Genomic DNA, 25035 nt, shown 5'->3' with positions numbered 1-25035 from the left:
GCTTGCCCTTTTTGTTTTACTGGCCGTCCGGCACGATTCGCCGACGGCGCGTCACGATGACCGGCCCGTTGCCGCCGCGGGAATCCGACGGCGCGGCGTTGCCGGATGCGTCGCCGGTGTCGCGCGGCGCGCCGTAGCTTTCGCGCGGTTCACGCGGTGCGCCGTAGCCTTCGCGCGGCTCACGCGAGCCGTAGCCCTCGCGCGGTTCGCGTGAACCGTAGCCTTCACGCGGCTCGCGGGAGCCGTAGCCGCCGTCGCCGCGCGATTCGCGCGGACCGCCGTGCGAGCCGTACGGGCTGTGGCCGCCGCCTTCACGGCCGCCGGGGCGACCGCCGGTGCGCGGGCCGCGGGGGCCGCCGCCCGGGCGCGAACCGCCCGTGTCGAGCTGGATCGTGGAAATCGCACGCTTGTAGATGCCTTGCAGACCCACGGGGGTGCGCAGCATCACCAGATACTGGTCGAACGACTCGATACACCCCGTCAGACGAATGCCGTTGACGAGATAGATTTCAACACGCTTACGTTCCTTGCGCGCCGAATTGATGAAGTCGTTTTGCGGATGGGATTCTGCGGGATTGGCCATTGAGGTGCGGCAGGAGCCTGCGTCAGAGAATATGTTGTGCGTGTGTGTGGCGTGTTCGTCCACAAGCCGTTTGGCGGAATTCTACCCTGTTCGATAGGGGAGCGCGCAGTCGTGATTGTGTCGAACCGTAACCCACTATAGACGTTCCGGCGCATTTTCGCGATCCGGCCGAATGGCCAAAGCCGTTTCGTTACGTCGCGTTACGACTCTCGCAGCCCCGTATCACCTCGGCGCGGGCGGCGCGCTTACATTGGTTGCGTGAGCCGGGCGGGCCGGCTTATCAGGGATCCGGAGCATGAACAAGAGGCAAGTGGCAGGGGTAATCGGGGGCATGGCGTTGCTCGTTTCCGGTAGTGCAATGGCGGGGCATGTCGACCTGTCGGTCGGCATCGGCGTACCGGTCGCACCGGTCTATGTCGAACCGGCGCCGGTCTATGTGGCGCCGCAGCCCGCCGTCGTCGCCTATCCGGGCTACGGATACGGCTATTACGGCGATGACGACGACGATCGCTACCGCAAGTGGCGCAAGCACTACTACAAGCACTGGCATCGGCACCACGGCGACGACGATGACGATTGAGCCCGTGATCGGCCCCGTCAGCGCGTGTCAGAACGCGTAGTCGGGGTTTTTCGGGTCGAATGCGGTGTCGTCGAGGGTCGCGGGCGCGATTTTCTCGATGACGATCCGCTCGAAGATCTTGCCGTCGTTGTCATAGGACTCGACGGTCCGGAAATAGGGGGCGTGCAGGTCGAGCCCCAGCACTTCCTTTTTCGCATAGAACTGCGGCCGGCCGGTCGGCGTTTCGTAGGTGAGCGCGACGACGCGCACGCCGTCGATCGTTTTGGCCTGCACGTCGGTCGGCCGCTGCACGCCGGCTTCCAGGTATTTCTTCCCTTCGGTCAGGTACAGGTTCGTGATGAACTCGGTGCCCAGATCCTTCACCTGGTGATTCGACTGGGCACGCGCCAGCGCGCCGTCGATCGCCGTCCACAGCGGAATCTTGCCGAGCAGGCCGCCGAGATGGCCATACATCTCGTCCTTGCGCTGGGTCGTGTCGTAGATGGTCTCCTGTCCGGCATGCGCGCCGCCCGGCAGCCATTTCGCATACACCCGCAGCGGCTCGCGGGTCGTCTTCACGAGCATGCGGTCGGGCGTGTCGGACCATTTTCCGCTGATGCGCTCCTGGCGCACCATCGTGAACTGGTAGGACGGGTAGCCGTTCGGGCCGTTGCGGATATAGAGCGGCACGGCGAGCGGATCGAGTGCCTTGAAGAGCGCGGTGAGCGTCGCGTCGTCGAGTTGCGCGAGCGTGCCGCGCTGGGCCGCCGTGCGCAGCCAGCGCGCCTGTTGCTCGAGCGGCTCGTGCGTGACCTTCGCGAGATCCGCGGGCAGCGCGACGGCCGGTGCCGCGCTCGCGGCGCTCGCCGTTTCCTGTGCATGCAGGCCGGCCTGTGCGAGCGACAGCGCGCACGCGAGCGCCGCCGCGGCGGCATGCCGCGCGCGGCGTTTCATTCCTTCGTTCATCGACAGCGTCTCCCGGAGCGATGGATCGTTCAGCCTTGCTTCGCGGCGTTGAGTTTGGCGAGTTCCTCGTCGCGCAGCGCGCGGCGCAGGATCTTGCCGACGTTCGTCTGCGGCAGCACGTCGCGGAACTCGACGAATTTCGGCATCTTGTAGCCGGTCAGGTTCTTGCGGCAGTGCGCGAGCACGTCCTCGGCCGTCAGCGACGGGTCGCGGCGCACGACGAACACCTTGATCCGTTCGCCCTGCACCTCGTCGGGAATGCCGATCGCCGCGGCTTCGCTGATGCCCGGATGCATCACCAGCACTTCCTCGATCTCGTTCGGATACACGTTGAAGCCCGACACGAGGATCATGTCCTTCTTGCGATCGATGAGGCGGATGAAGCCGCGCTCGTCCATCACGCCGATGTCGCCGGTGCCGAGCCAGCCGTCGGCGTCGATCACCTTGGCGGTCTCGTCGGGGCGCTGCCAGTAGCCGCGCATCACCTGCGGGCCGCGCACGCACAGCTCGCCCGGCTCGCCGACGGCGGCCCAGGTGCCGTCCTCGCGGCGAAAGCGCACGAGGGTCGATGGCGCGGGCAGGCCGATCGAACCGCTGAACGCGGCCATGTCGTTCAGGTCCACGGGGTTCATCGTGACGATCGGCGAGCACTCGGTGAGGCCGTAGCCTTCGACCACCGGCCGGCCCGTCACCTGCTGGAAGCGCTCGGCGACCGCGCGCTGCATCGCCATCCCGCCCGCCATCGCGAGCTTGAGCTTCGAGAAGTCGCGCTTGCGGAATTCCTCGTTGTCGAGGAATGCGTTGTACAGCGTGTTGATGCCGGTGATGCCCGTGAACGTCTCGTGGCGGATGATCTTCATCACCATCTTCATGTCGCGCGGGTTCGCGATCAGGATGTTGCGCCCGCCGAGCCCCATGAAGATGAACGCGTTCACCGTCAGCGAATAGATGTGATAGAGCGGCAGCGGCGTGAGCACGGTTTCGACGTCGCCCGACACCTGGTCGGCGATCCACGCCTTCGCCTGCAGCAGGTTCGCGATCAGGTTGCCGTGCGTGAGCATCGCGCCTTTCGCGACGCCGGTCGTGCCGCCGGTGTATTGCAGGAACGCGAGATCGTCGCGCGTGGTCTGCACCGGTTGCGGCGTGCCGCGCGCGCCGAGCGCGAGGGCGGAGCGCAGCCGGATCGCCTGCGGCAGGTGGTAGTCCGGCACGAGCTTCTTCACGTGCTTCAGCACGAAATTGATCAGGCGTCCTTTCGCGTTGAAACCGTCGGCGAGCAGGTCGCCGAGCGCGGTGACGACGATGTGCTTCACCTGCGTTTCCGGCAGCGCGTCCTGCAGCGTGCGCGCGAAGTTCTCGAACACGACGATCGTCTGCGCGCCGCTGTCCTTCAACTGGTGCGCGAGTTCGCGCGCGGTGTAGAGCGGATTCACGTTGACGACGATCGCGCCGGCCTTCAGCGTGCCGAACAGCGCGACCGGATACTGGAACGTGTTCGGCAGCATGATCGCGACGCGGTCGCCGGGCTTCACGCCGAGGCTTTGCAGATACGACGCGAATGCGTCGACCTTCTGCGCGAGCGTGCGATAGGTCATCGACGCGCCGGCGCTGACATACGCGACGCGGTCGGCGAAGCGGGTCGTGCATTCGTCGAAGAACTGCACGAGCGACGCGTATTGCGTGACGTCGATCTCGTGCGGGACGCCGGGCGGGTACGACGCGTACCAGATGGCGTCGGTGTTCGGCGGAAGCTGGGCCGAGGTGGTTGCTGCGGATGATGACATGACGTGTCTCCGGTCTTGGCGCTCGGCGCGGGTCGGCGCGTCAGCGCCAGCCCATGCCCCGTGCTTCGCGGCCGGCCGGCGCGGGCGTCTCGACGCCGCGCCTGACCGCGCGTATCAATCAAATCGTGAACAGGAAGCCGCGCGTGGCCTCGCGCGTTCAGCTCGTGGAATGCAGCGTTGCCGCCTCGGCGGCCGTCGCGCCCGACTGCGGCAGCCCGAACGCTTCGCTGGCGCCGGCATCGTCGAGCACCGCCGCGAAGATCGACAGTTGCGCGCTGTCGGGCATCGGCGCCTTCAGCGCGGCGACGATCAGCGACGACAGCCGCGCGATCATCTGCACGTCGTTCATCGTGCGGCCTTGCGAGAATTCGTCGATCAGGCTTTCGGTTTCGGCACCCGCGAGCGCGCCGGACAGCGCGCCGATCGCGAAGTGCAGCCGCCAGCCGAGTTCGGTGCGCGGCAGGTGCGGCAGCGCGCGCTGGAACGCATCGAAGAAGCGGCCCGCGACGCTCGCGTAGTGCGCGGTCAGGAAGTTGCGCACGAACGGCGAAGGGTCGGTATACGCGCGGCCGATCAGCCGGAGGAACCCGGGCCCGCCGCGTTCGGGATCGCGCGAGGCCTTCAGCGCCGGAATGAACATCGCGCCGAGCACGTGCTCGCAGGTGATGTGGGTGCCGAGCTGCGCGTCGAAGCGGTCGAGGATGCCGAGGCGCTCCTGGTTCAGCTGGTCGAGCCGGCGCGACAGCATCGCGTGGATCAGCGCTTCCTTGCTGCCGAAGTGGTAGTTGACCGCGGCGAGGTTGACCGCCGCGCGCGAGGTGATCTGCCGCATCGACATCGCCTCGAAGCCGTGTTCGATGAACAGATCCTCGGCCGCATCGAGAATGCGCGCCTTCGTCCCGCCGGTCTGCCGCGTGCCGGATGACCGCGCCCCGGACGGCCGTCCCGCCGATGGCCGCCCCTCCTGACTTACTGCCATGTTCCGCCTCCCATGCCGGTTTCCCGGCCGCGAACAGGTGATTTGATTATCTGATTCAAACAGTCGTTTTCATTAAGATAAAAAAACGCGGGCGGCGCGGGCAAGCGCGGCGTCTGGACCAATTCCTCTAGTTCGATGTGCAGGTGCGGAAAGCGCGGCACCCGCTCGCGGCGGGGCGGGGCGCGCGCCATGATGCGGTGCCGCAACGCGCGGGTTCACCCGACGGTGCTACGCGTATTGACCGATTGCGTCATGTCGATGCCGCGCCGTTCGCGGCTGAACAGGATCAGCACGGCGATCGCGACGGCCACGATGCCGGCCACGAGCGCGAGCGCGAAGCCGTAGTTGTTGCCGTTCGACACGGCGAGTGACGCCTGCATCGTCGCGTTGCCCGACGCGAGCAGGTTGCCGAGCTGGTAGACGACGCCGGGGAAGGTGGCCCGGATCTCGTCGGGCGAGATCTCGTTCAGGTGAACCGGTATCACGCCCCACGCGCCCTGTACCGAGATCTGCATCAGGAACGCGCCGGCGGCGAGCGCGACCGGGCCGCTCGAGAACGCCCACAGCGGCAGCACCGGCAGCGCGATCAGCGCGGCGATGAAGATCGCGCGGCGCCGGCCGAGCCGCTCGGAGATCGTGCCGAACGACAGGCCGCCGACGATCGCGCCGATGTTCAGCACGATCGTGATCCAGGACACGGTATGCGGATCGAAGTGATGCTGTTCGCGCAGGAAGGTCGGATAGAGATCCTGCGTACCGTGCGAGAAGAAGTTGAACGCGGTCATCAGCACGATCGCGTAGATCGTGAGTTTCCAGTTCTGTTTCAGCGTGGCGCCGAGGCTCGGGCGCGGGCGCTTCTCCATCTGTTTCCATGCCGGCGATTCGGGCACGTGCGCGCGCACGTACAGCACGAGCAGCGCGGGCAGCACGCCGACCATGAACATCCCGCGCCAGCCGATGTATTGGTAGAACAGGCCGAACACGACCGACGCGAGCAGATAACCGCTCGGATAGCCGGCCTGCAGCAGCCCGGACACGAAGCCGCGCGCATGCGTCGGCACGGTTTCCATCGTCAGCGCGGAGCCGACGCCCCATTCGCCGCCCATCGCGATGCCGAACAGCGCGCGCAGCACGAGCAGCGCGGTCAGGCTCGGCGCGAAACCCGACGCGAGTTCGAGCAGCGAATAGCACGCGATGTTGACCATCAGCGTCGGGCGGCGGCCGAAGCGGTCGGCGAGCCGGCCGAAGATCAGCGCGCCGAGCGGGCGCATCGCGAGCGTCAGCGTAAGCGCGAACGCGACGGCGGGAATCGTCGACGCGAACTCCGCGGCGATGTCCTTCAGCACGAAAACCATCAGGAAAAAATCGAACGCATCGAGCGTCCAGCCCAGGTAGGCGGCGATCGTGACGTTGCGTTGCTCGCGGGTCCAGCTCATGTCCGGGGTCTCCTCGTTGGCTTGCGCGCTCACGATGTGCATGCGGATGCCGGCCCGGCTCGCGCGCGGCGCGGGGGCACTGATCGAGTGTAGGCTTCCGCGTCGCGCGATGTGGGGCGCGATAGCGCCGAATCGGGAATAATCCCTACGAAATGCACTGTTTCGGAAACGGAAACGGAGCCGCGCGAGGCACGCGTCAGGACTCTGTATCATTCCGGAAGGCTGTTTGTATCAGTTCTGTAATGCGCTCGTTGCGCATCGCCCCCGTATCAGGAGTCCAGATGAACGACCGTTCCGCCGACCCGTTGCCCGTGCTCGAAACCGCGCGGCTGTGGCTGCGTCCGCGCGTGCTGGCCGATCTCGATGCGTGCATCGAGATGGATCGCGATCCCGAGGTCACGCGCCACATCGCGGGCCCGTGGCACGACCCCGTCGAGCATCGTCGCTTCGTCACGCACCGGATCACGCGTGACTATCCGCCGGGCCTCGGCTACTGGTCGATCTTCGAGAAGGCCGCGCCCGAGCTGTTCATCGGCTGGATCCTGCTGATTCCCGATTACAAGGACGGATCGCGCGACGTCGAGATCGGCTGGCGGCTGGTGCGTGCGACGTGGGGGCGCGGCATCGCGAGTGAAGCCGCGGCGGCCGTCGTGCGGCACGCGTTCGACACCGTGCGCCTGCCGCGCGTGATCGCCGATATCGCGGAGGCCAACAGCGGCTCGCTGAACGTGGCGCGCAAGCTCGGCATGCGGCGCGTGAGCGTCGTGCACGACGGCATTCCTTACATTCGTCACCGCCTCGAACGCAACGATTTGCGGGCGTAGCGTGGCGTCGTGCGTGCGGCAAGTGTCAGAGAGGGTCAACCGGACGCGCATCGCGGTGATGACGGATTAACGGCGCGCGCGATCCGGAGTATCGTTGCCGGAATTTCGCAACATGGGGTACGACCATGGCACTCGGCACCGACGTTCATCTCATTCCCGTCAGGCTCGACGCGCTGCGTCCGACCCAGATGACGGTGGGCTACCGCGAAGTCAAGGCGAAGCGCAAGCACTGGAAGGCGCTGAACAAGCGCGCCCGCAAGGCCGCGATCGAATCGCACTGGTTCCCGGCCGTCCTCGGCCCGGACGGGCTGCACTACATCACCGATCACCATCATCTCGGCCTCGCACTGATCGAGGAGGGCGAGTCGCGCGTGAACGCGATGCTGCTGAAGGATCTGTCGTGGCTCGACGACACGATCTTCTGGCGGATGATGGAACACAACCAGTGGGTGCATCCGTTCGGCCCGGACGGCTCGCGGCGCGACTATGCGCATTTGCCGAAGGCGCTGACGGGGCTCGAGGACGATCCGTATCGCAGCCTCGCCGGCGAACTGCGCACGGCGGGCGGGTACGCGAAGGACGCGACGCCGTTCAGCGAATTCCTGTGGGCCGACTATCTGCGCCAGCACGTGTCGCTCGACCAGATCCGCAAGAATTTCGCGAAGGCGCTCGATGTCGCGCTGCATCGTGCGCACGACCAGGATGCGCGCTATCTGCCCGGCTGGTCGGGCGTGATCGCCGTCAAGCCCTGACCGGGCCCACGACGCCAACCGCCTCATGACGACCGCCCCGATCCGCCCCGACGCCGGCCCGCAACATCCGGACCATTTTGCGGCGCTCGACACGCCGCCGGCACCGCGTACGCAACGGATCGGCCTCGATGCGCAGGCCGGCCTGTCGATTGCCGGCCTGCTGATTCCCGAGGCGGTCGCGTATGCGGGGCTCGCGAACCTGCCGCCGCAGGCCGGCCTGATCGCGCTGCTGTCGGGGCTCGTCGTCTATGCGCTGACGGGCAGCAGCCGCTTCGCGATCGTGTCGTCGACGTCGTCGTCGGCCGCGGTGCTCGCCGCGACCGTGCTCGCCGAATCGGGGATGGCGCTCGCCGCGCAGCTCGCGCTGGCGGCGGCGCTCGTCGCGATGACGGGCGTGCTGTTCATCCTGGCCGGCGTCGCGCGGCTCGGCGGCATGTCGGATTTCGTCGCGCGGCCCGTGCTGCGCGGCTTCACGTTCGGTCTCGCGCTGACGATCGTCATCAAGCAGCTACCGAAGATTCTCGCGATTGCCGTGCAGCACGGCGATGCGCCCCACGTCGCGCTCGATTTGATCACCGGCGCGCCGCACGCGAATCTCGCGAGCGTCGTGCTCGGCGCGACCGCGCTCGCGCTGCTGTTCTTGCTCGGCCGCGGCGCGCGCGTGCCCGCGACGCTCGTCGTGATCGTGCTGTCGATCGCGGCGGGTTACGCGATCGACTGGCAGCGGTACGGAATCGCGATCGTCGGCCATATCGACTTCCGGCACCTCGAATTCGGGTTGCCGCATCTCGACCGCAACGCATGGATGCAGACGGTCGAGCTCGCGTTCGCGCTGATGCTGATCCTGTATGCGGAGTCGTACGGATCGATCCGCAACTTCGCGCTGAAGCATGGCGATAGCGTGTCGCCGAACCGCGACCTCGTTGCGCTCGGCTGCGCGAATCTCGTGTCGGGCCTGCTGCACGGGATGCCGGTCGGCGCCGGCTATTCGGCGACGTCGGCGAACGAGGCGGCCGGCGCGCAGTCGCGCTTTGCGGGCCTCTGGGCGGCCGGCGTGGTCGCGCTGATCGTCTGGCTGCTGCTGCCGCAGCTCGCGCGCACGCCCGAGCCCGTGCTCGCGGCCATCGTGATCTTCGCGGTCAGCCACTCGCTGCATCCGTCCGTGTTCCGGCCGTACTGGGCCTGGCATCGCGACCGGCTCGTCGTGATCGCGGCACTGCTCGCGGTGCTCGTGCTCGGCGTGCTGCACGGGCTGCTCGCGGCCATTGGCGTGAGCCTGCTGCTGACGCTGCGCAAGCTGTCCGAGCCGAACGTCAGCGTGCTCGGCCGGCTGCGCGACAGCCACGATTTCGTCGACGTCGCGAGCCATGCCGATGCGAAACCGGTGCCGGGCGTGCTGATCGTGCGGCCCGAGGCGCAGCTGTTCTTCGCGAATGCGGACCGGATGCTCAATCGCGTGCGGGCGCTGATGAAGGCTGCACCGGACACGCATACCGTGATGTTGAGCCTCGAGGAAACGCCGGATGTCGACGGCACGACGATCGAATCGTTGCGCACGTTCGCGGCCGAATGCGCGGCGCGCGGGCTGCGGCTCGCGCTCGTCCGGCTCAAGACGCACGCGCTGCATGCACTGCGCCGCGCGGCGGACGGCACGCTGCACGACGATGCGATGTCGGAACTGAGCGTCGACGAGAGCCTGCAACTGCTGCAGGCCGGCCGTCCGCCGGACGGCAGCGACGGCACGGCCGCCGCGTGAGGGCTGCATGACGGCGCGGCGCGTCGGCGCCGTCTAGTGCGACAGCGTGGCGCTGGCGGTGCGACCGATCATGTCGGCCACTTCCGCGGCCGTCGGCGCATAGGCGCCCGCATGCGCGCAGGCGACGGCCGCGCACGCGGCCGCGTAACGCAGATGCTCGGCGGCCGACGCATCGGGCCGAGCAAGCTGGCTCGCGAGCCAGCCACCGATGCTCGCATCGCCGCAGCCGACCGTGTCGGCGACCTCGGTCGGGAGCGCGGGCTGGAACAGCTCGGTATCGCGATGCAGCAGTTGCATGCCGGCTGCGCCGCGCGTGACGAGCATCGTCGCGGCGGGCGCCCACGCGCGCAGTTGCGCGAGCGCGGCCGCTTCGTCGAGCTCGGGAAACAGCCCGCGCAGATCCTCGTCGGAGACCTTGATCCAGTCGGCCAGCGCGGTCAGGCGGCGCAGCGTGTCGCGATACGACGGCGCGGCCATCGGTGCGCGGAAGTTCGGGTCGAACGAGATCCGCTTGCCGGCCGCCCGCGCGGCTTGCGCGAGTTCGATCAGGCGCGCTGCGAGCGGCTCGCGCACGACGCCGAGCGAGCCGACGTGCACGATCTCGGCCGCGTCGAACGCGCCGGCCGGCAAGTCGGCCGGATCGAACGCGAGATCGGCGCTGTTTTCGCCGATGAAGAAATAGTGGGGCGGCTGCTTCGATACGACCATCGCGAGGAGCGGCGCGCGGTCGACCTGCCGGATGAAGCGCATGTCGAGCCCCGCATCGGCGCTCTTGCGCATCAGCTCGTCGCCGAAAGTGTCGCGGCTGACCGTGCCGGCGAAGGCCGTCGGCACGCCGAGTCGCGCCCCGACGCGCGCGACGTTCCAGCACGAGCCGCCGGCGACGCTGTGCCAGTGCTGTGCGTCGTCGCGGATGAAATCGGTCAGCGCTTCGCCGAAAACGATCAGGCGGGGAAACGTCGTCGTCATGTGGAAACCTTGTGCCGCGGCGTCGCGCGCGGCCGTACAGTGGTTGATCTGAACAGGCGGCAGTACCGGCCGTCGCGCGCGGCGACGCGGCCCGGCGCCGCTCGGCTCGCAGACGGGCGGCGCGCTCGGCGCGATCAGCGCGGGGAGCTCCAGCCCTTGTAGGTCTTCACGTTGTCGCGCGTGACGAGCGTCGGCTCGATCAGGATCATCGGATTGGCCGGCTTCTGGCCGTTCATGATCCCGTAGCCGACGTTGACCGCCTGCTGCGCCATCGCCCACGGATCCTGGCTCGACGACGCCTGCACGAGCGTGTTCGACTTGAGCGCGACCTCGATGTCGGGCGCGCCGTCGACCGACGTGATCACGATGTTCGGGCGGTTCAGCTGTTTCGCCGCGAGATCGCTGCCGATCGCCTGCGGGTCGTTGATCGTGAACACGCCGTCGAGCTTCGGAAAGCGCGTCAGGTAGCCCTGCATCGCGTTCATCCCGCCTTCGCGCGAGCCCTTGCCGTCCTGGTCGCTCGACAGCAGCTTGATGCCGGCGTTTTTCGCGAGTACGGCCTTGCAGCCGTTCACGCGATCGATCACGGCCGACACCTGCGGGCCGTTCTCGATGATCACGTTGCCCTTGCCGTTCAGCTTCTTCGCGAGGTAGTCGCACGCGAGCTCGCCGGCCTTCACGTTGTTGGTCTGCACGGTCGCGTTCGCGCCGGCCGCCGCGACGTCCACCGCGACGACCGTGATGCCGGCCGCCTGCGCCTTCTTCACCGCCGGCTCGATCGCCTTCGGGTCGGTCGCGTTGAGCAGGATCATGTCGACGTGCGCGGAGATGAAGTTGTCGATCTGCGTGAACTGCTTGTTCAGGTCGTAGTCGGCCGAGACGGCCGTGACCTTCGCATTCGGGTTGAGCTGCTTCGCGCGCGCTTCGGCGCCTTTCACGATCGTGACGAAGTACGGGTTGCCGAGCGACCCGACCGTGACGCCGATCGATTTCAGCGGCTTGTCGGCTGCGTGGGCGGCGGCGGCGCCGAACGCGAGTGCGCAGGCGACGGCGGTCAGGGCGGCGGTGTGCTTGAACATGTCGTTGTGTCTCCGTGAGGTCTGTTGGCGAACGCGCGCAGGAGGACCTGCCTGCGCGCCGATGGTTGAATGGTCAGGAATGCGCGGTGAGGGAACGGTGTCAGGTACGGGCCGAGTCGCGCTGGCGATAGCGGTCGAGCGCGACCGCGCCGATGATCACGAGCCCCTTGATGATGTACTGCCAGATGTCGGACACGCCGAGCAGCACGAGGCCGTTGGTCAGCACCGCGATGATCAGCGCGCCGATCAGCGTGCCGACGATCGACCCGACGCCGCCGACGAAGCTCGTGCCGCCGAGGATCACCGCGGCGATCGCGTCGAGCTCGTACGACTGGCCGAGCTGCAGGCCGTTGGCCGCATACAGGCGCGCGGCCGACATCACCGCGCCGAGGCCGGCGAGCAGGCCCGACGCCGCATATACGAACATCTGGATCGCCCGTACGTTGATGCCCGACAGCCGTGCGGCTTCCGGGTTGCCGCCGACCGAATAGATCCGCATCCCGAGCACCGTGCGGCGCAGGATGAACCACGAGATCGCGATCACCGCGCACGCGATCACGACGAGCCACGGCACGCCGAGGATCGAGCCGTTGCCGATGAACGCGAACGGCAGTTGCGGGTTGAACACGGTCGTGTCGTTGCCGATCAGGCGCGCGACGCCGCGCACGGCTGTCATCGCGCCGAGCGTGACGATGAACGGCGGCAGGCGCAGGAACGAGATCAGTCCGCCGTTGATCGCGCCGAACACGAGGCCGACCGCGAGCGCGAACGGCACGCCGAGCCAGCCCCAGCCGGGAAGGGTCGACGCGATGAGCGCCGCGACGGCCGCGGCGGCGAGCACCGAGCCGACCGACAGGTCGATGCCGCCCGTCAGGATCACGAACGTCATGCCGGCGGCGAGCACGATGTTGATCGACGCCTGCTGCGTGACGATCGACAGGTTCTGCAACGTGAAGAAGCCATCGGTCAGGAAGCCGAAGCCGACGCACAGGACCAGCAGCACCGGCAGCATGCCGGCCGTGCGGATCAGCGATTGCATGCGGGCGCGATGATCGGCGCCGCGCATCAGGGGCGTGCGGTTGGCGACCGGATGGGCGGTCGCGGAAGCGAGGTTCCGCTGCTTGGTCGGGTTGATCATTTCGGTAACCTGAAAGTGAGAGTGAAATGAAAAGGGCGGGGCTCAGTGCGCGTCGGCCAGTTCGGCCTGCGAGCCGGTGGCGAGCGCGATGATCGCTTCCTGCGTGATCGGCGTATGCGTGTGTCCGCCGAGTTCACCCGCGATCTCGCCCTCGCGCATCACGAGCACGCGATCGGCGACGCCGATGATTTCCGGCAGTTCGCTCGAGATCACGATCACGCCCACGCCGGCACGGGCCAATTCGTTGATGATCCGGTAGATCTCGGATTTCGCGCCGATGTCGACGCCGCGTGTCGGTTCATCGAGGATCAGCACGCGCGGCTTCGTCTCGAGCAGGCGCGACAGCAGCACTTTTTGCTGGTTGCCGCCCGACAGCGCGCCGACGTTGACGTTGGCGTGCGGCACGCGGATCGACAGCGACGCGATCGCGTCGCGCGCCCGTTCGGCGCCGCGCGCGAGGTCGAGCGCGCCGAGCCGCGCATCGCGGTTGCACACCGAGATGTTGATGTTGTCGCGCACGCTCATGTCGAGGAACAGGCCCTGGCGCTTGCGGTCCTCGGTCAGGTAGACGAGGCCCGCGTCGATCGCGTCGCGCGGCGAGTGCGCGCCGAACGTGCGCTCGCCCAGCTTCACGTCGCCACGCACGCGCGGCTCGGCCCCGAAGATCAGCCGCGCGAGTTCGGTGCGGCCCGCGCCGACGAGGCCGGCGATGCCGAGCACTTCGCCGGCATGCAGATCGAAGCTGCAGCCGCGTACGCGCGCGCCGTCGGCGACGTCGCGGACCGACAGCAGCAGGTGGCCGGGGTCGTACGGCGCGTGTTCCTTCTTGTAGAAACCGGAGATGTCGCGCCCGACCATCATCGCGACGAGCCGCTCGGCCGACAGCGCCGCGCGTTCGAGCGTGCCGACGTACGTGCCGTCGCGTAGCACCGATACGCGGTCGGACAGCTCGTAGATCTCCGCCATCCGGTGGCTGATGTAGATGATCGCGAGACCTTCCTCGCGCAACTGGCGGATCAGGCGGAACAGGTGCTCGGTTTCGCGCGACGACAGCGGCGTGGTCGGCTCGTCCATCACGAGGATGCGGGCGCGGGTGTGCACGGCGCGCGCGATTTCGACGAGCTGCTGTTCGGCGATCGACAGCGTGTCGACGAGCGTGTCGGGCCCGAACGGCGCGCCCAGGCGCGCGAGCACGTCCTGGCAGCCGCGCGCCATCGCCGCGCGGTCGATCGTGCCCCAGCGCCGGTTGCCGCGGCGCAGTTCGCGGCCGACGTAGATGTTTTCCGCGACGGTCAGGTTCGGCGACAGGCACAGCTCCTGGTAGATCACCGCGACGCCGGCATCGCGCGCGGCGAGCGGGCCGTCGATGTCGATGCGTTGACAGTCGATCAGGATCTCGCCGCCGGCGTCGGCGCGGTACGCGCCCGACAGAATCTTCATCAGCGTCGATTTGCCCGCGCCGTTCTCGCCCATCAGCGAATGGATCTCGCCCGGATAGACGGTCAGGCTGACGTTGTCGAGCGCGCGGACGGCCGGGAACGTCTTGCTGATCCCGCGCATCTCGAGCAACGGACGGGGCGACTCAGATCGCGACATGGTTGACCTCCTGCGAGTCGGTGCGGGCGCCCTTGAGGATGCCGGCCCGCGGGGAGAAGTTGAAAAACATCGGCAGCGTGGCGGCGCCGATCGCGCCGGCGTCGGCGCCGAACGTGCCGCGTACGAGCACGGGCGTGCCGCGCGCTTCGGGTGCAGTCGCCACGAGCGCCGCGCGCAGGCGGCTCGTGACCGCGTCGAGCAGGCCCGCGTCGGTGTCGGCGTCGAGCACGACCACCGGCGCGTCGATCACGCACAGCACCGCGCGCAACGCCGGTGCGAGCGCGTCGACGCAGTCGTCGATCCATTCGTCGACGGCCGGCAGGCCGCGCGCGATGCAGGCTTCGAGATCGGCGCGGTTCTCGACCGTCTCGCCGTGATGGCGCAGGTGGCGCACGAGCGCATGCAGCGAGGCGCGCGCGAGCAGGATGTCCCACGGGCCGCGCGGCGGCGGCGCGGAGGCCAGCCGGCTCGGCGGCACCGGAATCACCGCGATGTCGCCCGCATTGCCGGTCACGCCGCGCAGGCAGTCGCCGTCGATCGCGATGCCGCCGCCGATCGCCGGCCCGATGAACAGGTAGACGAAGTCGTCGCACTGCCGGCCATATCCGTAGAACAGTTCGGCGATCGCGGCCGCGTTGCCGTCGTTTTCGCCGAACACGGGCAGCGACAGCGTGCGGCCGAGGTCGGCCGCGAAGTCGACGTCTTCCCACGCGCGGAACGTGTCGGGTGCGAGGCCGAGTTCGCGCATCCACGCGCCGAGGTTGTACGGCTGCGCGACGCCGATGCCGGTCAGACGCGCGCGTTCATGGTCGGGGAGCAGGGCCTGCATTGCGTCGATGTCGTGACGGACGATCTCGAGCACGTCGGCGGGCGGCGGCAGCAGCGTGTCGTGAGAGCGGCGGCCGAGCACGTCGCCCGCGAAATTGACGAGCGCCGTCTCGATGCGCATCCGGTCGAGATGGACGCCGATGCCGAATGCACCGCGCGGATCGAGGCGGATCAGCGAAGCGGGTTGGCCGCGCTGGCCTTCGGTGCGACCCGCGAATTCGATCAGCTTCGCGTCGGCGAGCGCCCCGATGATGCTGCCGACCGCCGTGCCCGTCATGTTCGCGAGACGCGCGAGGTCGGCCTTCGACGCGCTGCCGGCGCGGCGCAGCGTCTTCAGCAGCAGGCGCTCGTTGTAACGGCGCACGTTGGCCGAATTGCTTCCCTGGCCGAAGTGCGGGCTTCTCATGGCGTCTCCTTCCATGTCGCACCGCTCGGCGGCGCATTAAATAAATCACGTTGATTTATTTAACCGCGTGAGGGACGGCCTGTCAGCCTAGGGAAATCCCGGTTTTTCTACGACGGAGGGTTCGCGTGGGGCGGAGTGATGTGAAGGGGCCGAATGCAGTCGTGTGCCGATCGACGGTACGTGAGGCGGGGAGAGGGAAGATACGCGATACGGAGATTCCGTAAGCGCGCCCGGTGCTGGGCGCCGGAAATGAAAAAAGGTCGGCAAAAGCCGACCTTTTTTATAAATCGAGTGGTGCCCAGGAGAGGACTCGAACCTCCACGATGTTGCCACCGCTAGGACCTGAACCTAGTGCGTCTACCAATTCCGCCACCTGGGCACGTTTCGCTTGCTGCAGTGCGAAGACCGCTATTCTAGCGTGCCGGGAGAATCTGTCAATAGAATTTGAGGGGCGGACGAAAATATTAATCTGGCGGCGTGATTGTCCCGCGCGGGAGGGCGTGCGAGCCGCGACGACCTCCGAGTGTGATGTTGGGAGGCGATACGTCGACGCGAGCGCAGATATTTATTTGAGCGCCGGAAATGAAAAAAGGCCGGCAAAAGCCGACCTTTTTTACAAATCGAGTGGTGCCCAGGAGAGGACTCGAACCTCCACGATGTTGCCACCGCTAGGACCTGAACCTAGTGCGTCTACCAATTCCGCCACCTGGGCACGTTTCGCTTACTGCAGTGCGAAGACCGCTATTGTAGCGTGCTGACGAAGTCTGTCAACACAATTTCATCCGGCACGCTAAAAATACTGCGCACCTTGCGGAACCGACCGTCACCCGCCGATCGGCTCCGCGCGCTTCGTCGCAAAATTCCAGCGCTGCGCCTGGTCCGTATCGACGCGAGCGGGTAGCAGTCCGGCCGCCAGAAACGTGTCCGCGATCTTCTGTTGTTCGCCGAAGTTTTGCGGGGCCACCGCGCGGACGACGTAGCTGCGTCGCGCATTCGCACGTGCGATCGTCGTGGCATCGAGTCCCCAGATCGGTGCGAGCGTGGTCGCGGCTTCCTGCGGATGGTCGCGCAGCCACGTACCGGCCAGCGACAACTGGTCGAACAGGATCTGGACGACGTCGGGGCGCGCCGCGGCAAAGCTGCTCGATGCGAGGTAATAGCGCTGGTACGACGCGAGTCCGTTGCCGTCGGCCAGAATCCGCACGTCGGAATTCCGGTCGACTGACGCGACATAGGGATCCCACGTGATCCATGCGTCCACGCTGCCGCGCTCGAATGCGGCGCGGCCGTCAGCGGGCGTCAGGTAATGGATCGCCACGTCGGCAGGCGCGAGCTTCGCGCGGGCGAGCGCGGCAAGCAGCAAGTAGTGGCTGCCGGCTGCCTTCGTGACCGCGATGCGTCGGCCCTTGAGATCGGCAAGCGTGCGCAGCGGGCTGTCCTGCTTGACGACGATTGCCTGCGCCTTCGGCGAGGGCGCCTCCTGCGCGATGTACACGAAACGCGCATGCGCGGCCTGCGCGAAGACCGGGACCGTATCGGCCACGTCGGCGCTGAAGTCGACGGCGCCGACGTTGAGCGCTTCGGTCAGCGGCAATCCGCTCGCGAATTCGTGCCATGACACGCGCAGGCCGAGCGGCGTCAGCGCCTGCTCGAGCGTGCCGCGCGTCTTGAGTAGCGTGATCAGCGTCGACGACTTCTGGTAACCGATGCGCAGGGTGGCCGGCGCGTTCTCGGCGTGCGCGCGGACGCCGGCGGCAGTGAGGCCCGCGGCCAACATCGCGCGCGCGAATGCGCGGCGGTTCATCGACGTCATGAAGGGGGCTCCTCGTTGGATGCGTTGAAAGCGAGGCGGCTAACGTAACAACGGGGACGACGATTGATAACCGATAAATTCTGCTATCGATCGGAGCGGCCGACATAAGGGCAGGGGACGGACGCTCGCGACGCAAGCGCGGAAATGAAAAAAGGCCGGCAAAAGCCGACCTTTTTTATAAATCAAGTGGTGCCCAGGAGAGGACTCGAACCTCCACGATGTTGCCACCGCTAGGACCTGAACCTAGTGCGTCTACCAATTCCGCCACCTGGGCACGTTTTGCAGTAGCTGCTTGCTGCAAAGAAGCGAAATTATAGCGCCCCAATTATTCCTGTCAACACTTTTTTGCGATGCGCCGCAAACAGGCCGTCGCCGCGCGTGCTGGCGGCATTCCCGTCTTTTGGCGACACAGGCGGGTGATAGAATGACCCGCCGCCGTCAATATAGAACTGTCTGACGGACACCTCTATGTTGATGCCGTGCACCATCAGTCAACGCAACGAGAACAATCATCGACAAACCCTTGAGCAAATATCCGTACCCCATTCCGAGCCGTGAAGAGATTCTCGGCGTGCTGCGTACGAGCGACGCGCCGCTGGCCGCCAACGACATCGCCGAAGCACTGTCGATCAAGCGTCAGGAGCGCGAGGGGTTCTTCCGGCGTGTCGCCGCGATGGAGCGCGACGGCCAGATCCGCCTCGACAAGCGTGGCCACTACCAGTTGACCCATCCGTCGAATTTCGTCGCCGGGCGCGTGCAGGGGCATCGCGACGGCTACGGGTTCGTGATCCGCGACGACGGCCAGGACGACCTGTTCTTGCCGAACGGCGAAATGCAGAAAGTGATGCACAACGACCGCGTGCTCGCGCGGATCGTCGGCTACGATCGCCGCGGCCGGCCGGAAGGGCATGTCGTCGAAGTCACGGACCGCGCGAACAAGCGCGTGATCGGCCGTCTGCTGAACGAGAACGGCGCGCTGATCGTCGCGCCGGAAGACAAGCGCATCGGCCACGACATCCTGATCACGCAGAACGTGAAGAAGGCGAAGGTCGGGCAGGTCGTCGTCGTCGAGCTGACCGATTTCCCGAGCCGCCATTCGCAGCCGCTCGGCCGTGTCGTCGAAGTGCTCGGCGATATCGACGATCCGGGCATGGAAATCGAAATCGCGGTGCGCAAGTACGGCGTGCCGCACGAATTCAGCCAGCCGGCGCTCGACGAAGCCGCCGCGCTGCCCGACAAGGTGCGGCCGGCCGACCTGCGTTTCCGCGTCGACCTGCGCGACGTGCCGCTCGTGACGATCGACGGCGAGGACGCGCGCGACTTCGACGACGCCGTCTACTGCGAGCCGGTCAAGGTCGGCCGCGGCGACGGCTTCCGGCTGATCGTCGCGATCGCCGACGTGTCGCACTACGTCCAGCCGGGTACCGGGCTCGACGCTGACGCGCTCGAGCGCAGCACATCGGTCTACTTCCCGCGCCGCGTGATCCCGATGCTGCCGGAGAAGCTGTCGAACGGTCTCTGCTCGCTGAATCCGCAGGTCGATCGCTGCGTGCTCGCATGCGACATGGTGATCACCGCGCGCGGCGAGATCAAGGCCTACCAGTTCTACCCGGCCGTGATCCATTCGGCGGCGCGCCTCACGTACACCGAAGTCGCGGCCGTGCTGTCGAACACGAAGGGGCCGGAGGCCGCGCGCCGCGCGGACCTGCTGCCGCACCTGCAGGACCTGTACGGCGTCTACAAGTCGCTGTTCGCCGCCCGTCAGAAGCGCGGCGCGATCGACTTCGACACGACCGAGACCTACATCGTCTGCAACTCGCAGGGCAAGATCGAGCAGATCGTGCCGCGCCAGCGTAACGACGCGCACAAGCTGATCGAGGAATGCATGCTGGCCGCGAACGTCTGCGCGGCCGATTTCCTGAAGCGCAACAAGCATCCGGGCCTGTACCGCGTGCACGCGGGGCCGACGCCGGAGAAGCTCGAGAACCTGCGGGCGTTCCTGCGCGGCATGGGCCTGTCGCTCGGCGGCGGCGACAAGCCGCACGCGAGCGACTACGCGGCGCTGATGGCGCAGATCCGCGACCGCCCGGACGCGCAGATGCTGCAGCCGATGCTGCTGCGCTCGATGCAGCAGGCCGTCTACAGCCCGGACAACATCGGCCACTTCGGCCTGGCGTACGAGGCATACGCGCACTTCACGAGCCCGATCCGTCGCTATCCGGACCTGCTCACGCACCGCGCGATCTACGCGATCCTGTCGGGCAAGAAGTACACGCCGAAGGCGCCGGAAGGCTTCGAGTTGAACACCGCGTTGTCGCCGCGCGCCCGCGCGATGCAGCAGGCCGACGACGAAGCGCGCGGCCGCTCGCGCTCGAACACCGCGATCTGGGAAGAGCTCGGCCTGCACTGCTCGGCGAACGAGCGCCGTGCGGACGAAGCGTCGCGCGACGTCGAGGCGTGGCTCAAGTGCTACTTCATGCGCGACAAGCTCGGCGAGGAGTACGGCGGGATGGTGAACGGCGTGACGTCGTTCGGCATCTTCGTGCAGCTCGACACGCTGTTCATCGAAGGCCTCGTGCACGTGACGGAACTCGGCTCGGACTATTTCCAGTACGACGAGATCAAGAACGAGCTGCGCGGCGAACGCACGGGCATCCGCTATCGTCTGTCGGATCGCGTGCGCGTGCAGGTGAGCCGCGTCGATCTCGATGCGCGCAAGATCGATTTCCGCCTCGTGCGCGATACGCCGGTGAAGGCGCCGCGTCCGTCGCCCGCGCCGGCTGCCGGCGTCGATCGCAACGGCAACGGCAATGGCCCGCGCGTGCGCGCGCTGCCGCCGGTCGAGGAAACCGTGCCGCGTCGCAAGAAGGCCGCGAGCGCGCCGAGCGTCGCGGTGCAGGAAGCGCGCGCCGCGCGTGGCGCCGCGAAGAAGAAGGGCGGTGGTGGCGCGCCGGCGAAGCCGACCGCGAAGAAGACCCGCGCCCGCAAGAAGTATTGAGCGTTCGGGGCGGCGTACGCGCACGCCCTGCAGTATCGAGAGACGCCGCGTCACCGGTCATCGGCCGGCCACGCGGCGCTTTCCTTTTCCATGGATCGCGGCTGCGCACGTCGCGCGACCGCACGTTTGATCGAAGGTTGTTCCAGTCATGTCACGTCTGAAGGTTCTTTACGGTTTTCATGCGGTGACCGCACGTTTGCGGCACGATGCATCGACGGTTGCGGAGGTGCTGTACGACCAGACGCGCCGCGACCGCCGCATGCAGGAGTTCCTGCACGCCGCGAAGGAAGCGGGCGTGCGGCTGATCGCAGCCGACGAAACGCGCCTGTGGGGCCTCGCGCACACCGAGCGTCACCAGGGCGTCGTCGCGCGCGTCGAGGACATGCCGCTTGCACAGAACCTGTCCGAGCTGCTCGACGGCATCAACGGGCCCGCGCTGCTGCTCGTGCTCGACGGCGTCACCGATCCGCACAACCTCGGCGCGTGCCTGCGGGTGGCCGATTCGGCCGGCGCGCACGCGGTGATTGCGCCGCGCGACCGGGCGGTCGGGCTGAACGCGACCGCCGCCAAGGTGGCGAGCGGTGCGGCCGATACGGTGCCGTACATCACGGTGACGAACCTCGCCCGCGCACTGCGCGAGCTGAAGGAAGCCGGCGTGTGGATCATCGGCACGTCGGACGAGGCGCCGGCGACGCTCTACGAAACGAAGCTCGACGGCCCGGTCGCGCTCGTGATGGGCGCGGAAGGCGAAGGGATGCGCCGGCTCACGCGCGACACCTGCGACGAAGTGATGAGCATCCCGATGGCCGGCAGCGTCGAAAGCCTGAACGTGTCGGTCGCGAGCGGCGTGTGCCTGTACGAAGCCGTGCGCCAGCGGCGCGTGAAGGGCTGATCTCGGGGCCGACCCGACCCGTCCCGCGCGCGATGCGCGGGCGTCGAATGACCCGAACGACGCGTGCCGCGACGCAAGGCGGCACGCGGTTCTCCGGAACCCGCGACCGATGACCCTGTTCCGCGTTGGCGTCTCCTGCACCGTGCTCGGCCTGCTGGCGGCCTGCACGTCGCCGTCGCTCGTCGAACGCGGCACCTACTACGCCGATACGAGCCTGCATGCGCGCGGCGCGGATTCGCGGATCCGCTTTCTCGTGATGCATTACACCGAAAGCGACGAGACGAAATCGCTGCGCACGCTGACCGGCGATTCGGTCAGCGTGCATTACGTCGTCCCGCCGCAGCCGCGCACCGAGCGTGGCATGCCCGTCGTCTACCAGCTCGTTCCGGAGGCGCAGCGTGCGTGGCACGCGGGCATCAGCGAGTGGCAGGGCACGACCGAGCTGAACGCGGTGTCGATCGGCATCGAGAACGTGAACCGCGGCCCGCTCGATCCGCAGCATCGCACCTGGCAGCCGTATTCGCCCGAACAGGTCGACGCGCTGACCCGCCTGGCGAAGGACATCGTCGCGCGCTACGGGATTGCGCCGACGCGCGTGGTCGGGCACAGCGACATCGCGCCGCAACGCAAGATCGATCCCGGCCCGCTGTTCCCATGGCATGCGCTCGCGCAAGCCGGCGTGGGCGCATGGCCGGACGACGCGACCGTCGCCGCGCGGCTCGGCGGCCGCGACCCGCATGCGCCGGTCGACGTGCGCGACCTGCAGCTCAAGCTCGCGCGCTACGGCTACGACGTGCCGACCGACGGCGTGCTCGACGCGCGCACGCGGCGCGTGTTCGCGGCGTTCCAGATGCATTTCCGGCCGTCCGATTACGCGGGCAATCCGGATGCCGAAAGCGACGCGATCGCGCAGGCGCTGCTCGACAAGTACTTCCCCGGCACGCAAGCGGCGGACCACGCGCCGGCGGCCGATACGCGCTGAATACGCGACGCCCCGCACGCCGAAAAACGCGGGGGCGTCCGCCGACTCCGGTAAACTGGCGGTTTTCCGCAATCCCGCAGCATTACCACGCCATGACTCAAGACGAACTCAAACGCCTCGTCGGCCAGGCCGCCGCCGATTACGTGATCCAGAACGTGCCGGAAGGCGCCGTGATCGGCGTCGGCACCGGCTCGACCGCCAACTGCTTCATCGACGCACTCGCCGCCGTCAAGTCGCGCTATCGCGGCGCCGTGTCGAGCTCGGTCGCCACGACCGAACGCCTGAAATCGCACGGCATCAAGGTGTTCGACCTGAACGAGATCGACGCGCTGCAGGTGTACGTCGACGGCGCCGACGAGATCGACGCCGGCGGCGCGATGATCAAGGGCGGCGGCGGCGCGCTCACGCGCGAGAAGATCGTCGCGTCGGTGGCCGATACGTTCGTCTGCATCGCGGACGGCAGCAAGCGCGTGCCGGTGCTCGGCGCGTTCCCGCTGCCGATCGAGGTCGTGCCGATGGCGCGTACGGCGATCGGCCGGCGCGTGACCGCGCTCGGCGGCGTGCCCGTGCTGCGCGTGACGAAGGACGGCGCACCGTACATTACCGACAACGGCAACGAGATCATCGACGTGAAGGGCCTGCAGATTGCCGATCCGCGCGGTTTCGAAGCGCGGGTGAACGCATGGCCGGGCGTCGTGACGGTCGGCCTGTTCGCCGAGCGCGGCGCGAATCTGTGCTTGCTCGGCACGGAAAACGGCGTTGAAACGATCGTTTATCCGGCTGCTTGAATCTGAATGAGAAGCAGTCCGTAATGGCGCGGTAGCGCCGTCATGGATTGAATGTTTAAATCTTGTGTAAACCGGGGTCCGGCAGGCGCGACGCGCTTCCCGGGCCTTTTTTTTAGCCGTATAAATCTACCCCGTTCAAAAGAGGGATAACCCTGTCAGGTGTTTACCAGATAGCGAAATATCCTCGAACTCATCAACTTATAGATCATAAGAACAGAGTAGTAACCAGGGCCGGCGGAACTGCGGAGCAGGTGTTCGCAAATCGACGCACGGGGAGGTGTCATGGAGCAGGGCAAAGACCGGTCACTGGTCGCCAAAGTGATGGATGGGCTTGTCTCGGGTATCGTCGAAGACAAGTATGGCGGCATCTTGCCGCCGCAGGACGTGCTGTCGAAAGAGTTCGATGTGAGCCGCACGGTGATGCGGGAAGCGTTGTCGATGTTGCTTGCGCGCGACATGCTCGACGTGCGTCCGAAAGTCGGTACGCGCGTGCGGCCGATGCGCGACTGGCGGATGATCGACGAAGACGTCGTGAGCTGGCGCTTTCGGGCAAAGCCCGATCCGCAGTTCATGCGCGACGTCATCGAATTCCGGATGCTGATCGAACCACGTGCGACCGCGCAGGCGGCGGTGCGTGCGACGGCGGCCGATATCGCCGGCATTCGCGAAGCGTTCGACGCGTTCAAGGTGCTGCAGCCCGGCGACCCCGGCTACGACACGGCGGACGAGTTGCTGCACACGCGGATCGTCCAGGCGAGCGGCAACCAGTTCTTCCAGCAGATGGCGGCGATCGTGCGCGGGGCCGTGCGTCTCGTGAATCCGCGCGTCGTGCAGAAGGAAGGCGCGCACGACATCGCAGTGAAGGCGCATGCGCGCGTCGTCGATGCGATCGAGCGGCGCGACCCGCGCGAAGCCGAAGCGGCCTCGCTCGCGCTGATCGACTTCAGCGCGGACGAGATTTCGCGCGATTTCTCGGTCGACGTGCCGGTGCGTGCCTGACGCGGCGCGTGTCGTTGCTCATCCTGGTGCCGCCGGGCCGTTTATCATGACGTCCGGCCGGCAGCGTGCCGGCTACCGTCATACGACCGACACGGAAGATCAGGATGAACGACAACGACCATCGCCCGGTGCGCTTCGGCATCGTCGGTGCAGGCAGCATTGCGCGCCGCTTCGCGCAAAGCCTCGCGTACGTGCCGGGCGCCATGCTGGCCGGTGCCTGGGCCCGCCGCGCCGACGCAACGGCCGCCTTCTGCGAGACATACGGCGGCACGCCTGCCGCGAGCCCCGACGCGCTCCTCGCGAGCGATCTCGACGCCGTCTACATCGCGACGCTCCATGACAGTCACGCGCAGTACACGCTGGCCGCATTGGCCGCCGGCAAGGCCGTGCTGTGCGAGAAACCCGCGGCGCTGAACGCCGCGCAACTCGACACGGTGCTGCACGCGGCGCGCGATGCCGGGCTGCTCTTCATGGAGGCGATGAAGCCGCCGTTCTTCCCGCTGTACCGTCAGCTACGTGCGCATCTGCGCGACGATCCGATCGGCGAGATCCGGCTCGTGCGGGCGGGCTGCGCATCGTCGTCGGTGCCGGAGGATCATTCCGTCTATCGCCTGGATCGTGCGGGCGGCGCATTGCTCGATATCGGCATCTACGAGGCGTTCCTGGCCGTCGACTGGCTCGGCGCGGCGCGCGACGTGCAGACGCTCGGCCGCGTCGGCGCGACCGGCGTCGACCTGTTCGCGAGCCTGAACAGCGTGCATGCGAACGGCGAGTAGCGCGCCGTTTAATTTGACCCGCGCCGACGTTTAATTTGACCCAGCAATTTCCGGGGAAAAATCCCGGAAAGACAACCGGCCGGGGGGGAAACCTCCAACCGGCCTGCAACACCGCTTTGAAGCACCCTCAAA

Annotated in this window: 20 protein-coding genes, 3 tRNA genes and 1 pseudogene; 10 read left to right on the top strand and 14 right to left on the bottom strand. The window is 67.2% G+C overall.

The features are described from left to right. Positions 1-16 precede the first annotated feature (16 nt). Entirely contained in the window at positions 17-583 is a 567-nt protein-coding gene (gene hfq / locus DTA15_RS27380) for an RNA chaperone Hfq (RefSeq protein WP_012492570.1), read from the bottom strand. A gap of 295 nt (positions 584-878) precedes the next feature. Here hfq and DTA15_RS27375 point away from each other — a divergent pair, with 295 nt between their 5' ends. Continuing rightward, entirely contained in the window at positions 879-1163 is a 285-nt protein-coding gene (locus DTA15_RS27375; protein WP_012492571.1) for a hypothetical protein, read from the top strand. 27 nt (positions 1164-1190) lie between these two features. Here the strand turns inward: DTA15_RS27375 and DTA15_RS27370 are convergent, their stop codons facing one another. The 4 genes from DTA15_RS27370 to DTA15_RS27355 all read right to left on the bottom strand — a co-directional run bounded on the left by DTA15_RS27370 (position 1191) and on the right by DTA15_RS27355 (position 6307). Beyond that, positions 1191-2108, bottom strand: coding sequence for a DUF1571 domain-containing protein (locus DTA15_RS27370; protein WP_006485282.1), 918 nt, complete (start codon positions 2106-2108; stop codon positions 1191-1193). A gap of 29 nt (positions 2109-2137) precedes the next feature. After that, positions 2138-3892 (bottom strand): AMP-binding protein, encoded by a 1755-nt coding sequence (locus tag DTA15_RS27365; protein ID WP_006485283.1) that lies wholly within the window; start codon positions 3890-3892, stop codon positions 2138-2140. Positions 3893-4049: 157 nt separating this feature from the next. Next, positions 4050-4871, bottom strand: a complete 822-nt coding sequence (locus DTA15_RS27360) for a TetR/AcrR family transcriptional regulator (protein ID WP_006485289.1) — start codon at positions 4869-4871, stop codon at positions 4050-4052. Between the two features lie 215 nt (positions 4872-5086). Then, a complete protein-coding gene (locus DTA15_RS27355) occupies positions 5087-6307 on the bottom strand; it encodes an MFS transporter (RefSeq protein WP_006495319.1) in 1221 nt (406 codons plus the stop codon). Positions 6308-6588: 281 nt separating this feature from the next. Here DTA15_RS27355 and DTA15_RS27350 point away from each other — a divergent pair, with 281 nt between their 5' ends. From DTA15_RS27350 to DTA15_RS27340, 3 genes are all read left to right on the top strand, one after another. Beyond that, the gene (locus DTA15_RS27350) at positions 6589-7131 is read left to right on the top strand and encodes a GNAT family N-acetyltransferase (RefSeq protein WP_006485286.1); all 543 of its coding nucleotides are present in this window, start codon (positions 6589-6591) and stop codon (positions 7129-7131) included. 125 nt (positions 7132-7256) lie between these two features. Continuing rightward, positions 7257-7883, top strand: coding sequence for a ParB-like protein (locus DTA15_RS27345; RefSeq protein WP_006485279.1), 627 nt, complete (start codon positions 7257-7259; stop codon positions 7881-7883). Positions 7884-7908: 25 nt separating this feature from the next. After that, entirely contained in the window at positions 7909-9639 is a 1731-nt protein-coding gene (locus DTA15_RS27340; RefSeq protein ID WP_006485288.1) for a SulP family inorganic anion transporter, read from the top strand. Positions 9640-9672: 33 nt separating this feature from the next. On the opposite strand, the gene DTA15_RS27335 is transcribed toward DTA15_RS27340, so the two are convergent. The 9 genes from DTA15_RS27335 to DTA15_RS27295 form a co-directional block, all read right to left on the bottom strand. Beyond that, on the bottom strand, positions 9673-10608 hold the full coding sequence (locus DTA15_RS27335; protein ID WP_006485285.1) for a carbohydrate kinase family protein: 936 nt from the start codon (positions 10606-10608) through the stop codon (positions 9673-9675). A 134-nt stretch (positions 10609-10742) separates the two neighbouring features. Beyond that, positions 10743-11687, bottom strand: coding sequence for an ABC transporter substrate-binding protein (locus DTA15_RS27330; RefSeq protein WP_006485275.1), 945 nt, complete (start codon positions 11685-11687; stop codon positions 10743-10745). Between the two features lie 100 nt (positions 11688-11787). Next, positions 11788-12825 carry an ABC transporter permease subunit gene (locus tag DTA15_RS27325; RefSeq protein ID WP_006485281.1) on the bottom strand — a complete coding sequence of 346 codons (1038 nt, stop codon included), beginning with the start codon at positions 12823-12825 and terminating at the stop codon, positions 11788-11790. A 42-nt stretch (positions 12826-12867) separates the two neighbouring features. Next, positions 12868-14421 carry a sugar ABC transporter ATP-binding protein gene (locus tag DTA15_RS27320; protein WP_006485287.1) on the bottom strand — a complete coding sequence of 518 codons (1554 nt, stop codon included), beginning with the start codon at positions 14419-14421 and terminating at the stop codon, positions 12868-12870. Further along, positions 14408-15655 (bottom strand): ROK family protein, encoded by a 1248-nt coding sequence (locus DTA15_RS27315; RefSeq protein WP_006491498.1) that lies wholly within the window; start codon positions 15653-15655, stop codon positions 14408-14410. The genes DTA15_RS27320 and DTA15_RS27315 overlap by 14 nt, the downstream gene beginning before the upstream one ends. Before the next feature lie 292 nt (positions 15656-15947). Next, positions 15948-16034: transfer RNA gene (locus tag DTA15_RS27310), tRNA-Leu, on the bottom strand. 246 nt (positions 16035-16280) lie between these two features. Then, positions 16281-16367 (bottom strand) — tRNA-Leu (locus DTA15_RS27305). 111 nt (positions 16368-16478) lie between these two features. Beyond that, positions 16479-17468 (bottom strand): aliphatic sulfonate ABC transporter substrate-binding protein, encoded by a 990-nt coding sequence (locus DTA15_RS27300; protein WP_006484154.1) that lies wholly within the window; start codon positions 17466-17468, stop codon positions 16479-16481. 187 nt (positions 17469-17655) lie between these two features. Continuing rightward, positions 17656-17742 (bottom strand) — tRNA-Leu (locus DTA15_RS27295). 249 nt (positions 17743-17991) lie between these two features. Between DTA15_RS27295 and rnr the strand changes: the two genes are divergently transcribed. From rnr to DTA15_RS27265, 6 genes and pseudogenes are all read left to right on the top strand, one after another. Continuing rightward, a complete protein-coding gene (rnr, locus tag DTA15_RS27290; RefSeq protein WP_006484152.1) occupies positions 17992-20466 on the top strand; it encodes a ribonuclease R in 2475 nt (824 codons plus the stop codon). Between the two features lie 148 nt (positions 20467-20614). After that, positions 20615-21358, top strand: a complete 744-nt coding sequence (gene rlmB, locus DTA15_RS27285; RefSeq protein WP_006484150.1) for a 23S rRNA (guanosine(2251)-2'-O)-methyltransferase RlmB — start codon at positions 20615-20617, stop codon at positions 21356-21358. Between the two features lie 109 nt (positions 21359-21467). Next, positions 21468-22340: an N-acetylmuramoyl-L-alanine amidase gene (locus DTA15_RS27280; protein WP_006484228.1), complete on the top strand. Its 873-nt coding sequence runs from the start codon at positions 21468-21470 to the stop codon at positions 22338-22340. 92 nt (positions 22341-22432) lie between these two features. Further along, on the top strand, positions 22433-23128 hold the full coding sequence (rpiA, locus tag DTA15_RS27275; RefSeq protein ID WP_006484224.1) for a ribose-5-phosphate isomerase RpiA: 696 nt from the start codon (positions 22433-22435) through the stop codon (positions 23126-23128). 282 nt (positions 23129-23410) lie between these two features. Next, positions 23411-24127, top strand: a complete 717-nt coding sequence (locus DTA15_RS27270) for a FadR/GntR family transcriptional regulator (RefSeq protein WP_006484155.1) — start codon at positions 23411-23413, stop codon at positions 24125-24127. A gap of 104 nt (positions 24128-24231) precedes the next feature. After that, positions 24232-24897, top strand: a pseudogene (locus tag DTA15_RS27265) (Gfo/Idh/MocA family protein); the annotation flags it as partial. Positions 24898-25035 lie beyond the last annotated feature (138 nt).

Origin of the sequence: Burkholderia cenocepacia (assembly GCF_900446215.1) — a bacterium.
Lineage (GTDB): Bacteria > Pseudomonadota > Gammaproteobacteria > Burkholderiales > Burkholderiaceae > Burkholderia > Burkholderia cenocepacia.
The sequence above is the reverse complement of the archived record's forward strand: the minus strand, read 5'-3'. Positions and strand labels throughout refer to the sequence as shown.

What these genes read in the sequence shown, in the direction of transcription:
- hfq (WP_012492570.1), bottom strand. Translation starts at nt 583, where the DNA reads ATGGCCAATCCCGCAGAATCCCATCCGCAAAACGACTTCATCAATTCG.
- DTA15_RS27375 (WP_012492571.1), top strand. Translation starts at nt 879, where the DNA reads ATGAACAAGAGGCAAGTGGCAGGGGTAATCGGGGGCATGGCGTTGCTC.
- DTA15_RS27370 (WP_006485282.1), bottom strand. Translation starts at nt 2,108, where the DNA reads ATGAACGAAGGAATGAAACGCCGCGCGCGGCATGCCGCCGCGGCGGCG.
- DTA15_RS27365 (WP_006485283.1), bottom strand. Translation starts at nt 3,892, where the DNA reads ATGTCATCATCCGCAGCAACCACCTCGGCCCAGCTTCCGCCGAACACC.
- DTA15_RS27360 (WP_006485289.1), bottom strand. Translation starts at nt 4,871, where the DNA reads ATGGCAGTAAGTCAGGAGGGGCGGCCATCGGCGGGACGGCCGTCCGGG.
- DTA15_RS27355 (WP_006495319.1), bottom strand. Translation starts at nt 6,307, where the DNA reads ATGAGCTGGACCCGCGAGCAACGCAACGTCACGATCGCCGCCTACCTG.
- DTA15_RS27350 (WP_006485286.1), top strand. Translation starts at nt 6,589, where the DNA reads ATGAACGACCGTTCCGCCGACCCGTTGCCCGTGCTCGAAACCGCGCGG.
- DTA15_RS27345 (WP_006485279.1), top strand. Translation starts at nt 7,257, where the DNA reads ATGGCACTCGGCACCGACGTTCATCTCATTCCCGTCAGGCTCGACGCG.
- DTA15_RS27340 (WP_006485288.1), top strand. Translation starts at nt 7,909, where the DNA reads ATGACGACCGCCCCGATCCGCCCCGACGCCGGCCCGCAACATCCGGAC.
- DTA15_RS27335 (WP_006485285.1), bottom strand. Translation starts at nt 10,608, where the DNA reads ATGACGACGACGTTTCCCCGCCTGATCGTTTTCGGCGAAGCGCTGACC.
- DTA15_RS27330 (WP_006485275.1), bottom strand. Translation starts at nt 11,687, where the DNA reads ATGTTCAAGCACACCGCCGCCCTGACCGCCGTCGCCTGCGCACTCGCG.
- DTA15_RS27325 (WP_006485281.1), bottom strand. Translation starts at nt 12,825, where the DNA reads ATGATCAACCCGACCAAGCAGCGGAACCTCGCTTCCGCGACCGCCCAT.
- DTA15_RS27320 (WP_006485287.1), bottom strand. Translation starts at nt 14,421, where the DNA reads ATGTCGCGATCTGAGTCGCCCCGTCCGTTGCTCGAGATGCGCGGGATC.
- DTA15_RS27315 (WP_006491498.1), bottom strand. Translation starts at nt 15,655, where the DNA reads ATGAGAAGCCCGCACTTCGGCCAGGGAAGCAATTCGGCCAACGTGCGC.
- DTA15_RS27300 (WP_006484154.1), bottom strand. Translation starts at nt 17,468, where the DNA reads ATGACGTCGATGAACCGCCGCGCATTCGCGCGCGCGATGTTGGCCGCG.
- rlmB (WP_006484150.1), top strand. Translation starts at nt 20,615, where the DNA reads ATGTCACGTCTGAAGGTTCTTTACGGTTTTCATGCGGTGACCGCACGT.
- DTA15_RS27280 (WP_006484228.1), top strand. Translation starts at nt 21,468, where the DNA reads ATGACCCTGTTCCGCGTTGGCGTCTCCTGCACCGTGCTCGGCCTGCTG.
- rpiA (WP_006484224.1), top strand. Translation starts at nt 22,433, where the DNA reads ATGACTCAAGACGAACTCAAACGCCTCGTCGGCCAGGCCGCCGCCGAT.
- DTA15_RS27270 (WP_006484155.1), top strand. Translation starts at nt 23,411, where the DNA reads ATGGAGCAGGGCAAAGACCGGTCACTGGTCGCCAAAGTGATGGATGGG.